The 12,972-nt window shown below is 61.8% G+C and carries 10 protein-coding genes; 7 read left to right on the top strand and 3 right to left on the bottom strand.

Annotated elements, in window-relative coordinates; all coding sequences use genetic code 11:
- Positions 1 to 2,391 (bottom strand): FdhF/YdeP family oxidoreductase, encoded by a 2,391-nt coding sequence (locus tag M3I53_RS18820; protein ID WP_254317393.1) that lies wholly within the window; start codon positions 2,389 to 2,391, stop codon positions 1 to 3.
- Between the two features lie 196 nt (positions 2,392 to 2,587).
- On the opposite strand from M3I53_RS18820, the gene M3I53_RS18815 reads away from it, so the two are divergent.
- Positions 2,588 to 4,012: a PLP-dependent aminotransferase family protein gene (locus M3I53_RS18815; RefSeq protein ID WP_254317392.1), complete on the top strand. Its 1,425-nt coding sequence runs from the start codon at positions 2,588 to 2,590 to the stop codon at positions 4,010 to 4,012.
- A 174-nt stretch (positions 4,013 to 4,186) separates the two neighbouring features.
- On the opposite strand, the gene M3I53_RS18810 is transcribed toward M3I53_RS18815, so the two are convergent.
- Together M3I53_RS18810 and M3I53_RS18805 are read right to left on the bottom strand one after the other, a co-directional pair.
- Entirely contained in the window at positions 4,187 to 5,389 is a 1,203-nt protein-coding gene (locus M3I53_RS18810; protein WP_254317391.1) for a porin, read from the bottom strand.
- Positions 5,390 to 5,671: 282 nt separating this feature from the next.
- Positions 5,672 to 5,941 carry a DUF4148 domain-containing protein gene (locus M3I53_RS18805; protein ID WP_254317390.1) on the bottom strand — a complete coding sequence of 90 codons (270 nt, stop codon included), beginning with the start codon at positions 5,939 to 5,941 and terminating at the stop codon, positions 5,672 to 5,674.
- Between the two features lie 495 nt (positions 5,942 to 6,436).
- On the opposite strand from M3I53_RS18805, the gene M3I53_RS18800 reads away from it, so the two are divergent.
- From M3I53_RS18800 to M3I53_RS18775, 6 genes are all read left to right on the top strand, one after another.
- Positions 6,437 to 7,117 carry a response regulator transcription factor gene (locus tag M3I53_RS18800; RefSeq protein ID WP_254317389.1) on the top strand — a complete coding sequence of 227 codons (681 nt, stop codon included), beginning with the start codon at positions 6,437 to 6,439 and terminating at the stop codon, positions 7,115 to 7,117.
- A 10-nt stretch (positions 7,118 to 7,127) separates the two neighbouring features.
- Positions 7,128 to 8,531 (top strand): HAMP domain-containing sensor histidine kinase, encoded by a 1,404-nt coding sequence (locus M3I53_RS18795; protein WP_254317388.1) that lies wholly within the window; start codon positions 7,128 to 7,130, stop codon positions 8,529 to 8,531.
- Positions 8,532 to 8,570: 39 nt separating this feature from the next.
- Positions 8,571 to 9,257, top strand: coding sequence for a response regulator transcription factor (locus M3I53_RS18790; protein WP_254317387.1), 687 nt, complete (start codon positions 8,571 to 8,573; stop codon positions 9,255 to 9,257).
- Between the two features lie 139 nt (positions 9,258 to 9,396).
- Positions 9,397 to 9,789, top strand: a complete 393-nt coding sequence (locus tag M3I53_RS18785; RefSeq protein ID WP_254317386.1) for a hypothetical protein — start codon at positions 9,397 to 9,399, stop codon at positions 9,787 to 9,789.
- Positions 9,790 to 10,144: 355 nt separating this feature from the next.
- The gene (locus M3I53_RS18780) at positions 10,145 to 11,068 is read left to right on the top strand and encodes a LysR family transcriptional regulator (protein WP_254317385.1); all 924 of its coding nucleotides are present in this window, start codon (positions 10,145 to 10,147) and stop codon (positions 11,066 to 11,068) included.
- 193 nt (positions 11,069 to 11,261) lie between these two features.
- Complete coding sequence (locus M3I53_RS18775; RefSeq protein ID WP_254317384.1) at positions 11,262 to 12,872, top strand: APC family permease; 1,611 nt, start codon at positions 11,262 to 11,264, stop codon at positions 12,870 to 12,872.
- Positions 12,873 to 12,972 lie beyond the last annotated feature (100 nt).

The raw sequence follows: 12,972 nt of genomic DNA, 5'->3' as shown, positions 1-12,972 counted from the left end.
TCACTTGGGAAGTTGAGAGCCGCTGTGCGGCCCGAATGGGAGCGGCACTGCCCGGCAAGAGGAATCAAACGCTGGCAGGACCGGCGGTTCGGCCGAACGGTGCAGCAACACCGGAATCGACTTCGAGGTCGGCGTGTTGCAGATGTCGCCCACGCTCGCGAGCGGTACGAGCGGGTTCGTCTCGGGGTAGTAGGCGCCGATGCAGCCGCGCGGGATGTCGTACTCGACGAGCCGGAAGCAATTCGCGCGGCGTTCGATGCCGTCGTCCCAGACGGTGGTCATGTCGACCCAGTCGCCGTTGCGCATGCCGAGCATGGCGATGTCGGCCGGGTTGATGAACACGACGCGGCGCTGGCCGAACACGCCTCGATAGCGGTCGTCGAGCGCATAGATGGTGGTGTTGTACTGGTCATGCGAGCGCGTCGTCATGAGCGTCATCAGGCGTTCGCCGTGCAGCGCTCTTGCGCGGGCGATCGGCGTGTCCTGCTGCACGGCGTGTACGATGAAGTTCGCCTTGCCGCTTTCGGTCTTCCAGTCGCGCTCGCGCGAGGCGACGCGCAGATGGAAGCCGCCTGGTTTCTGGATGCGCTCGTTGTACTGGTGGAACCCGTCGATAACCTGCTCGATGGCGTCACGAATCTTCGCGTAGTCACCGGCATAGGCGAGCCAGTCAACCTTGCGGTCGCCGAGCGTCGCGTGCGCGATGTTCGCGACGATGGCCGTCTCTGACATCAGGTTCGGCGAAGCGGGCTTGTTCATGCCGTACGAGATATGCACCATGCTCATCGAGTCCTCGACGGTGATGCCCTGGGCGATACCGTTTTGCACGTCGATTTCGGTGCGGCCCAGCGTCGGAAGAATCAGTGCGTCCGTGCCGTGGACAAGATGGCTGCGGTTGAGCTTCGTCGTGACGTGCACAGTGAGCTTGCACGAGCGCAGCGCGTCGAAAGTGCGCGGGGTGTCCGGCGTCGCCATGGCGAAGTTGCCGCCGAGACCTATGAACACTTTCACTTTGCCTTCCAGCATGTGCTCGACCGTCTCGACGACATCGAGGCCATGCTCGCGCGGCGGTTCGAAGTCGAAGACCTCGCCGAGCCGGTCGAGGAATGCCTGCGCAGGCTTCTCCTCGATACCGACGGTACGGTTGCCCTGCACGTTCGAATGGCCGCGCACGGGACACAGACCGGCCCCCGCGCGGCCGATGTTTCCGCGCATCATGAGGAGGTTGGAGAGCATATGCACGGTCTGCACTGAATGCTTGTGCTGCGTGATGCCCATGCCCCAGGTGGCAATCACCCGCTCGCCGTTCGCATAGGTACGCGTCAGGCCCTCAATATCTTCGCGCGCGACGCCGGACTCCGCTTCGAGCAGCGGCCAGCTTTCGTTGCGCAGGTCGTCGGCGAAGGCGTCGAAGCCGAGGGTGTGCTGGTTGATGAAGTCGAGGTCGAGCAACCGTTGCGCGCCGTTCTCGATCGCTTTGTCGTCGAGTTCGATGAGATGCTTGGCGACGCCCTTGATCAAGGCGAAGTCGCCGCCGAGCTTCGGCTGGATGAACATCGAGGCAATCTTCGTGCTGCTGAACGTCAGCATTTCGACTGGATGCTGGGGGCTCGTGAAGCGCTCCAGGCCGCGCTCCCGCAGGGGATTGACCGACACGATGGTGGCGCCGCGGCGCGATGCTTCTCGCAGTTCGCCGAGCATGCGCGGGTGGTTCGTTGCGGGGTTCTGCCCGAAGATGATGATGGTGTCGGCCAGTTCGAAGTCGTCGAGCGTGACCGTGCCCTTGCCAATGCCAACCGTTGCAGGGAGGCCGCGGCTCGTCGCCTCGTGGCACATGTTCGAGCAGTCGGGAAAGTTATTCGTGCCATACATGCGCACGAATAACTGATAGAGGAACGCGGCTTCGTTGCTCGCACGACCCGAAGTGTAGAACGCCGCTTCGTCGGGCGAGTCGAGCTGGTTTAGATGCTTCGCGACGAGTGCGAAGGCGTCGTTCCAGGCGATGGGCCGGTAGCGGTCCGTGACGGCGTCGTACACCATCGGGTCGGTCAGCCTGCCGTGCTGCTCGAGCTCGTAGTCGGTCTGCTTCATCAACGATTCGACCGTGTGCTCTTCGAAGAACGACGGCGTGACGCGTTTGGTCGTGGCTTCGGCGGCTACGGCCTTCACGCCGTTCTCGCAGAATTCGAAGGTCGAAGCGTGCTGGCGGTCGGGCCACGCACAGCCAGGGCAGTCGAAACCGTCCGGTTGGTTCTGCTTGAACAGGGTGCGGTAGTTGCCGCCCGCAACGCGCTCCTTGATCAGATTGACGGCAACGTACTTCAACGCACCCCACCCGGCGGCGGGGTGGTGATACGCCTCGATTTTGCCCTTTGGCTTTGTCTGGTCCATGACTTTCGTTCCGTAGACTTCGCGCAGGCCGCCCAGCGTTTTCTGGCCAATGCCGCGCACTGCGATTGGATGGCCCAAGCTTAAGAGCAGAAGCACTGCATCGAGGCACACAGATTCCACCGGCTTGCTAGAGTACAGTTGCGCGCGCGCCGGAACATTTCAAGTGAAACACGCGCGCGGATCGAGGAGTAAAGAAGTGAATCTTTATGAGCAACTCGCCGACGACATCGAAAATCTGATACGCAAGGGTGTATATCGGCCGGGGGATCGTGTGCCATCGGTGCGGCAAGCGAGTCAGCAGCATCGCATCAGTATTACGACGGTGATTCGCGCGTACGTGCTGCTGGAAAGCCGGGGCTTGCTGGAGAGCCGCCCACAGTCGGGCTACTTCGTGAGCCTGCGCGTGGCCGAGGGCGATCGCCACGCCGATGAGTTGCGCCCGACACGGCCCATTGCCGTGTCGGCGTCCGTCGACGTGAGCCGGCTCGTGCTTTCGACGCTGCGCTCGATCGCCATCGACGACGCCATTCCGCTCGGCTCGCCTTATCCCGATCCCGAGCTCTTTCCTTTTGACAAGCTCAATCGCTATGCGGCAGCCGTCGGTCGCAACAAGGCGCTATGGGGCGTAACGAACGCTTTGCCGCCGGGCAGCCCGGAACTCTTGCGGCAGATCGCCCGGCGCTACCTCGAGAACGGCATGGCGATCGATCCGCACGAAATCATCGTGACCGTGGGTGCAACGGAGGCGATCAATCTGTGCCTGCAGGCCGTCGCGAAGCCGGGCGATGTCGTTGCGGTCGAATCGCCGACGTTCTATGCCATGCTGCACGCCATCGAGCGAGCCGGCATGAAGGCGATCGAGGTCGCGACGAACCCGGAGTACGGCATCGACATCGACGAACTCGCGGCAATCATCCGGGAACAACCGATCGCGGCCTGCATGGCAATGCCGAATTTCCAGAATCCGCTCGGCTTCAAGATGCCCGACGAGCGCAAGCGCGCGCTAGTGGAATTGCTGTCGGGTGCGGATGTGCCGCTTATCGAAAACGGCGTCTATAACGAGCTCTATTACGGCGAATCGCATCCGAGCACGCTTAAATCGTACGACAAAAAGGGCATGGTGCTGCACTGCGCTTCGTTTTCGAAAAGCCTCACATCGGCGTACCGCATCGGCTGGGCGCTGCCTGGCCGCTACCGCGATCAGGTAGAAAAGCTGAAGTTCCTCAATACGTTGGCGACCCCGGTGATTCCGCAACTGGCGATCGCGGAGTTTCTCGAGCGTGACGGCTATGAGCATCACCTGCGGCGCGTGCGCAAGCAATATGCGCAGCAGGCCAACCTGATGAGAGCGATGGTCATGCGGTTTTTTCCGGCCGGCACGCGCATTTCGAGCCCGGCAGGCGGCTATGTGCTGTGGGTCGAGCTGCCTTCCAAAGTCGATTCGATGAGACTCTATCAGCTTGCTCTGGAAAGACGTATCACGATCGGTCCCGGCTATATGTTTTCAGTTTCGGACAGCTATCGGAATTTCATCCGCCTGAACTACAGCAGTCCGTGGTCGAGCGAAATCGAGCAGGCGGTCATAACCGTCGGCAAGCTGGCGACGGCATGTGCGCGTTGAAGGCGGTTGCGGCGAGCATTGCCGTAACTTTGGGGCGATCGTGAGGAATAGCATCCGAATGCTGCGAGCGTAGCGCGAGAGGGAAACGGATTGCGCGATGGCCGCGCAACCCGTTCCTTGCAATGCCGCGACGCCTGGCATCGCAGCACCCCCAAACCGCAACGATGCGTGCGTTCAGAAGCGGTGCTTGAGGCCGACGGCTACAACGACCTGCTGGTTGCCCGTAGCCGGTGTCAGCGTATACACGCCAGCGTCGAACGCCGAGATGCCATTGCCACCGCCCACGCGCTGATAGACCCCCTCGAGGTACACATCAGTACGCTGCGAGAACAGATAATCCGCCTGAGCCGTGACCTGGTTCCAGTGCGGATGGGCGTTGCCGTTCGACGACGTGAACGAGGCCGTCGTGTACGTATACGACGCGCCGAGGCTGAAGTCGGGGCGCACGAAGTAGCGTCCGTTGACCTCGAAGTTGTCGAACTTGATGTCGTTGCCCGCGCCGTTCGACGGCCCCGGCAGCGCGCCGTTGCTCGTGCTGCCGCCGAACCAGAGGCTCGAAACGCTCTCGGTCGACGAATGCGTCCAGAGAAGGCCAACGGTCGACTTGCCGAACGCGTAGTGCGCGCCCAGGCCGTACATCCGCTGCAGGCCGCCTATCGTCAACGCATCGCCATCGCCCGTGCTGACTGCGCCGTTCGCATTCTGGGCATTCGTGTTGCGGTTGATCTGCATGTACGCCGCCGCGAGGTTCAGCGGCCCGAACGCGTAGCTCAGGCCGGCACTGTAGGCGTTGTTGTTCGAAACCTCGCCAGCCTGGTTCGAAAACGCGTACATCGCGCCGAACTTCAGCCCGTTGAACTCGACGCTGCTGAACTTCACGGAGTTGTTGAGGCGCAGGTCGTTGTTGAGGTTGTCATTGTCATACGGGTGCTCAGCGAGATTGCCCGCGAAACCCGAGCCCGTCGCACTCAGCGGCGCAAGGTAGCTGACCATGAAGTCATACTGGCGGCCGAGCGTCAGCGTACCGTATTGCCTTGCGCTCAGACCAACCCATGCCTGGCGGCCGAAGAGGTCGCCGCCGTTCCTGAACGTTCCGTTCGCCGAATTGAAGCCGTTTTCCAGCCAGAAGACCGCGCTCAGCCCGCCGCCGAGATCCTCGCTGCCGCGCAGACCCCAGCGCGGTGTATAGACGCTTCCGGCAAACATCTGCCATTGCGTGCCGCCGCCTGCGGCAGGGTTCGCGGCGTTGGTGCGCGCGCTGCTGCTGTAGGCAACACTCGTGTCGATCAACCCGAACAATGTGACGCTGCTTTGCGCATGTGCGGCGCTGGCGACCACCATCGATACGACGATGACGGCTATATTCCTGTACTTCATCAAGTTTCTCCGTTATTAGACCCGATTCCGTTCTGCGCAAAGAAACCGCTGCGCTTCAGGAAGGGCGGAGTATAGGAAGCGGAGAAAGGCCGAAGGCGCCGAAAACTGAAAGAGTGACGTGCCGGCATTCACGTCGTTCGTCATAAAAAAGTCATGGGCTGGAGAGCCCGCTCAGCGTACCAACGCTGCTCGAATGTGGCCGCAGAGGCGGCCACGTGCACGCGGCGTTGTCGAAGTGCAACGCCGCAGTCCTCACTGGTGAGGTTCGATGCCTGCTGCCATTTACTGTACGGAAACCAGACTTCGTGTCTCGACAGGATTCTCCCAGCCCCAGTAGGTGCCGTAGTAGATCGAGTCCGCACTCGCTAGTGAGCCGTCCTGCTCGGCCTTGACGAGCTGGCGTTCGACGTCCCGCCGCGTCAGCGCGTGTTGCGTTGGGGCAGCGGCGTGGGTCTGGCTATCCTGAACGGTCTGCGCGTGAGCGCCCGCAGCACTGAACAAGGCGGCGAGTGCGATCACGACGGGCATTGTCGAACGAGTAAGCTTTTTCATTAGTACTCCCTGTATGTGGTTGCGAGGTTCAAAGTTCGCAAGGCGAATGCGTTCGCGAATGCGGCGAAGCTGAAAGACCGAATGTCGTGTCAGGCGGACAGCAGCACTTCGCGGTTACCGCACGCTAACGGGAGTTGGCGCAAAGCGTCCTCTTCACGTAATCGGGCTGGCCGCTGATCCCGGCATGACAGCCACGATGATATTTTGCGCGACGTATCGAAGGCCCGGCATGAAGGTGAAAAAGTGTTTAAAAAGGGGAGGCCTGGCACGAGGACTCGGGCCGCGGCTCGCACTCTAAATTTTTTTTAATGAAACCGGTTTTGGGTTTTTGTCGTCTGACCGGGTAGTCCGCGTGGGGCAATGCTCGATATTCGCGCTCCCTTTTTTGAACCAGCCCTTACGGGATGAACGCAAGCACCGAATATGGCATCATGTCCCCCTTCCGATAACTTGCCGCGCCAGGTGGCGCCGTACACCGTGGCGTCCGACCCGATCATGGCACGTGTACTCACGATCGAAGACGATGAAATCACCGCGAATGAAATCGTTGGCGAATTGAAAAGCCGCGGTTTCACGGTCGATTGGGCCGCGAACGGCCGCGACGGGGTTGCGCGCGCGATCAGCGACGAGTACGACGTGATTACGCTTGACCGCATGCTGCCGGGCGTTGACGGCCTGACCATCGTGACCACGATGCGCAGCATCGGCGTCCAGACGCCGGTCCTGATGCTGAGCGCGCTCGGCGACGTCGACGAACGCGTCCGCGGCCTGCGCGCGGGCGGCGACGATTATCTGACGAAGCCGTTCGACCCCGAGGAAATGGCCGCACGCCTCGAAGTGCTGCTGCGCCGCCGCCAGGCGCCCGCAACCCAATCCGAAACGACGTTGCGCGTGGGGCCGCTCGAACTCGATCTGATCTCGCGCGAGGCCCAACGTAATGGCGAAGAGATCGCGCTCTTGCCCACCGAGTATCGCGTGCTCGAATTCATGATGCGCCACGCCGGACAGACGATCACACGCACGATGCTGTTCGAGGCGGTCTGGGGGTATCACTTCGATCCGGGCACCAATCTCATCGACGTGCACATGGGCAGACTGCGCAAGAAGGTCGATCCGCCCGGCGCTCCCCCACTGCTCCAGACGGTGCGCGGTGCCGGCTACATCATGCTCGCGTGAGCGCAACACGTTGACAGAAATTTCTACTTCGACGCCGCCGGTCGGCGTAAGGGGGCGCTGGCATTCGGCGACCTTCCGGCTGCTGACGACCTATGCTGTGGTCTTTTCGTGCTCAGTCGCGCTGCTGCTCAGCTACATCGGCTGGACCGTGACGGCGGAGATGGAGCGCGAAACCGACGTCGTCATGGATTGGCAGTTGATCTACTTCGATTCGCTGCCCGACTCCGAATTGAACAACGCGATCTACCGCCGGATAGAACGCGAGCGGATGCATTCCAACTACTACGGTCTCTTTGCGCCCGATGGGTCCCACCTCGCGGGCGATGTGCTTGCGATGCCGTCCGGTGTACGGGCCGACCGCACGGGCGTAACGCTGCAACATTCGATGCAGATCGAGGGCAGCGGACCGTCGCCGGTCGTGCGTGCGATGGTCGAACGGCGCAAGGACGGTAAAACACTCGTCATCGCGCGCGACCTCACGCATATCCTGCACATCCGCAAGACCATCATCAACGCGCTCGTCGCGGGCGGGATACTGTGCCTCGCGTCGGGCGTCGCGGGCGGCCTCGCGCTGAGCATGCGGCAGATGCGGCGCGCGAAGGAGATCCGGCGCGTCACGCAGCGCATCGCGCAGGGCGACCTGGGGCAGCGCCTGCCGGTCGGCGGGCGCGACGAGCTGGATATGCTCGCGCACCTCGTCAATCGCATGCTCGACGACGTCGAGCGGCTGATGAACGAAGTGAAAGGGGCGTGCGACGGCATCGCGCACGACTTGCGCACGCCGCTCGCCCATGTGCGGACGCTCCTCTCGCACATCGCGGAGCGCACGAGCCGCGTGGACGACGCAGCGATCCACGATCTCGTGGAGCGCGCGCGCACCGAAACGGATGCGTTGCTCGACCGCTTCCGCGCGATGCTGCGGATCTCCGAGATCGGCACGCTGCAACGGCGCGGCGGCTTCGGCGAGGTCGAGCTCGCGGCGCTTGTGCGCGAGGTCGGCGAGCTCTACGAGCCGCTTGCGGAAACCCGCGCGATCAACCTCACCGTGAACGCTGGCGGCACAGAGCCGGTACATGGCGACCGTGCCCTGCTGTTCGAGATGCTCAGCAATCTGATCGACAACGCGATCAAGTTCACGCACGATGGCGGCTCGGTGTCGATCACGCTGGCCCAGACGACGGCAGGGCCGCGCATCGACATCGTCGACAATGGCGCCGGCATCCCCGCGGAAGAGCGTGAAGCAGTGCTGCAGCGTTTCTACCGCAGCGAGCGGACGAGCCACCTTACAGGCTCCGGGCTCGGGCTCAGCATCGTGTCGGCGGTGATCCGCGTACACGACTTTACGATGCGCATCGACGACGAGAAGCCGGGCACGCGTGTGACGATCGAATGCTGGTCACGCACGCTTGCCTGATCAAATCGATACTCATTGCAGGACTGCAGGTCCAACCGAATGCGAGTTCTCTTCGCCGCGCCTTCGCATCCCGAATCCACCTGGCTTTTCAAGGCGCTCCAGGAAAGCGCGTATAGCCTCCAACGCGCCGACGACCTGCGCGACAGCATCTTTCTCGCACGCCATGAGGCGTACGACGCGATTGTCACGATGACGTTTGACCCGGCGCGGTACGCGGCGCTGCTCGGCTCCCTCGGCGAGCTGTCGGCGGTGGGTCGCGGCGCAGCGATCATCGTGTTGCTAGGGCTGGCGGCGGCGCAGGACCGCGCTCGGGTGCTGCGTGCGGGCGCTGATGCCTGCTTCTGCCAGCCCTATTCGTTCATCGAATTGCACGAGCGGATGCAGGCGCTGCGTCGCACGGCGCTCTCGCGCGCCGCGAATGTTCAGCCCGCCGCGGCGCCGTTGCTGCTCGATCCGCTGACGCGCGAGCTCGTCGATGGCGAACGGCGGCTCGCCGTGACCCGGCGCGAGTACCTGTTGCTCGAATGCCTGATGCGCCAGTTCAACGCCCCCGTCCCGCGTGATCAGCTGACCCGCTACGCGTGGCCCGAGACGGGTGATGTCGACCCGTCGAACGTCAATCTCGTCGTCTCGCGACTGCGGCGCAAGCTCACGCAGCACCTGCCCGACGTCCACGTCCAAACCGTTAACCGCTACGGCTATCAGCTCAGCACGGCGCGTCGCTAGCGCGGGCGCATCGTTCCGCGCGCCCGCTCGCCGACGTGGAACATGAATATACTTTCATGGTCCGGCAATCGGTTCGCAACGTTCCGCGCCAGCACGCGCGCCATAATTTCCTGATCGTGATAGTGAAAGGAACAGGGACATGACCCGCCCGATGAGCATCGAACTGGTGAACGAATACGGCACGCCTGCAGTGTGCATCCGAATAGAAGGCAGAACCGCCATGCTGGAGAGCACCGATGTCGACGCCGTGATCGAGCACCTCGCGATGCTTCGCGCGTCGATGCGTCCGGAGGTTCCGAGGAAACCCGCGCACTCGCACCAGTACCTGATCGAGATGGACCCGTGCTGGCACGCGGAGACGAGCCCGCTATTTGACGGCGTCGTACTGATGCTCCGGCACACCGGTATCGGCTGGGCCGGCTTTGCGATTCCACAAGAGAACCTCGAAAAGCTCACTGAGGTGCTGTCCAGCACAGCGAAGGCGGTGAAGGAAGCGCAGAGCGCAGAGCGCCTGGCGATGCTGCCTAACTGAAATTGATGCAGCTTGCCGGACCGGAATTATTTTGTTGAACAAACGAGTGAATTGCAGAGTGAGCCAACCGAGCCATCGTCGACATACCTATACTGCTCGTGCCGTCGCAATGCGTTAATGGAATGGACGCCCTGTCGGCAGCTGCACTTGTTCATCATTATCCCTTTTGCGCGAGCCTGGCTCGCGTTTTTTTTGCCGGCAAGGTTAGGGAAATGCCTGTTGGATGGGAAACGACTCCGCAAACGTTCACGAATGCGATGCGAACTTAAAGAAGAATTAATCGGCCTGGCAGGATAGATTTAGTCTCGGTCGTCCATGATTCACCATGTCGAGCACACCTTCTGTCTAAGAGAACATGAATCAGTTACAAGCGATGCGGGTATTCACGCGCGTGGTGGACCTCGGCGGCTTTCATCTGGCCGCCAGGCAGTTGGGCATGTCGGCAGCTGCAGTCACGCGCAGCATCGGCATGCTGGAAGCGCATCTGAACATACGGCTGTTGAACCGCACCACACGCAGCCTCTCGCTGACGGAAATCGGCAAGGACTATCTGGAGGGCTGCCGCGAGATCATCGAGAAGCTCGATGAAATGGAGTCGAACCTGATGGAGACCACGCGCGACCCGAGCGGCACGCTGCGGATCGCGGCGCCAATGACGTTCGCCGTGTCGGGCCTCGGGGAGCTGCTCGCCGCCTATCGCACGTTGCACCCCCGCATCGACTTCGACGTCACGACGTTCGACACGCACATCGACATGGTCGAAGGGGGCTACGACGTCTGCTTTTCCGACGGCCGGCGGTATGCCAGCGCAACACTGGTGAGCCGGCGCCTGACGAACATTGAGGACGTGGTCGTCGCGTCGCCGACGTATCTCGCACGGCACGATACGCCGCGCGATCCCTCGGCGCTTGGCGGGCATAGCCTGCTCGCCGTGTCCGACGGCTCGTCGCGCACGTGGGAGTTCTCCAACGCGAACGGCGTCTATCGCGTGTGCACTGGGCGAGGCGTTAGCGCGTCGAGCAGCTCGATGGTGCGCGTGGCCGCGCTGAATCACATTGGCATCGCACTGCTGCCCGCTCCGCTTGTCGCCAATGATCTCGCGCACGGCACGCTTGTACGCGTGCTCGAGCAGTTCGATGTAAATGGGGGCCCGCGCGAGATTTCGATGCTCTACTCGGGGCGCACCAACCTGTCGAGAAAGGTCCGCAGCTTCATCGATTTCACGGTGAGCCAATATCGGACGCCCAACAAAACCGTTGCGTTGCGTGCTGTTGCCTGACCACGTGGATTCGCACATCGCATCAGGCGGTGACCTGACTGCGACATAACCCGTCTTCTTTTGCCCTGATATACAGCCCGACCCGAAAGGAACTTATTCGGAACGTGGGGTTAATGCGGCTTTTTTGGCTGCTTAGCCTCACCGCTTTTATCTGGATTCTCCCGTTGAGGATCTGTAAATATCAGGGAAAGAAGTGAAAAGTTCTATTCGACGGAACATCGGGCCAGTTGCGCTGATGTTCACTGGTTTGGGCTCGATCATCGGGTCGGGCTGGCTGTTCGGCGCATGGAAGGCAGCGAAAATCGCGGGGCCGGCGGCCATTTGTGCGTGGATCATCGGTGCGGTCGTGATTCTCGCCATCGCGTTGACGTACGCCGAGCTTGGCGCAATGTTTCCCGAGTCAGGCGGCACGGTGCGGTACGCACGCTATTCGCACGGCGCGCTCGTCGGTTTCGTTAGTGCGTGGGCCAACTGGATTGCGATGGTATCCGTAATTCCGGTCGAGGCTGAAGCGTCGATCCAGTACATGAGCACGTGGCCCTATGACTGGGCGCACCGGTTATTGGTCGATGGATCGTTGACACCGATCGGTGTCTTTCTCTCGGCGTTGCTCGTCGTCATCTACTTCATGTTGAACTATTGGGGTGTGAAGGTGTTCGCGCGCGCCAATTCAGCGATCACGGTCTTCAAGTTCCTCGTGCCGGGCGCCACGATCCTCGGCTTGATGCTGACGGGCTTCCACAAGGAGAACTTCGGCGCGGCCGGCAGCTTCGCGCCATTTGGCTGGCCGGCGGTGTTCACGGCGGTCGCGACGAGCGGCATCGTATTCAGCTTCAACGGTTTCCAGAGCCCGATCAACCTGGCGGGTGAGGCGCGCGATCCGGCCAAAAGCGTGCCTTTCGCCGTGGTCGGTTCGATTCTGCTTGCGCTGGTCATTTATGTGTTGCTGCAAGTCGCTTATATCGGCGCCGTCAATCCCGCCGACGTCGCGAAGGGCTGGAGTCACTTCAACTTCGCGTCCCCCTTCGCGGAACTGGCGATCGCGCTGAACCTGAACTGGTTGGCAGTCCTGCTGTACGTCGATGCGTTCGTGAGCCCGAGCGGTACCGGCACGACCTACATGGCGACGACGGCACGCATGATTTACGCAATGGAGCGCAACAACACCATGCCGAAGATGTTCGGCAATGTGCACCCGTTCTACGGCGTGCCGCGTCAGGCCATGTGGTTCAACCTGTCGGTGTCGTTTATTTTTCTGTTCTTCTTCCGCGGCTGGGGAACGCTGTCCGCGGTGATTTCGGTCGCGACCGTCGTCTCCTTTCTGACCGGACCGATCAGCCTGATGGCGCTGCGGCGTGCAGCCCACGATCTCGCTCGTCCGTTGCGCTTGCCGTTCATGAACGTGATCGCGCCGTTCGCGTTCGTCTGCGCATCGCTCGTTCTCTATTGGGCGAAGTGGCCGCTGACCGGGGAGATCATTCTCCTGATGATCGTGGCGCTACCCGTGTACTTCTATTTTCAGGCCAAGTCGGGCTTTAACGGCTGGGGCCGCGACCTCAAGGCGGCGTGGTGGCTCATAGCCTACCTGCCGGTCATGGCGATTCTGTCCGAGATCGGCAGCAAGGATTTCGGCGGCCTCGGCATACTGCCCTACGGTTGGGACATGCTCGCTGTGATCGTTTGCTCGCTGGTCTTTTACTACTGGGGCGTACGCGCGGGCTACCGTACCGAGTACCTCGACGAGCGTGAAGACGAAAGCAGCCTCGGCGCGCGCGCAAAGGTTGCGGATCGCGTGTCTGGTTAAGTGTGGGCGAGGGGGGCGTTTGAAAGCGCCTCCCGGATCGCCGGGACTAGTCGCAAGTTCGGAAAAGAGCTTTTCCCAGAATGTAGCAATCAAAAAACAG

The organism is Paraburkholderia sp. CNPSo 3272 (assembly GCF_024206495.1).
Lineage (GTDB): Bacteria > Pseudomonadota > Gammaproteobacteria > Burkholderiales > Burkholderiaceae > Paraburkholderia.
Note: the sequence above shows the minus strand (reverse complement) of the source record. Positions and strands in the feature narration are given on the sequence as shown.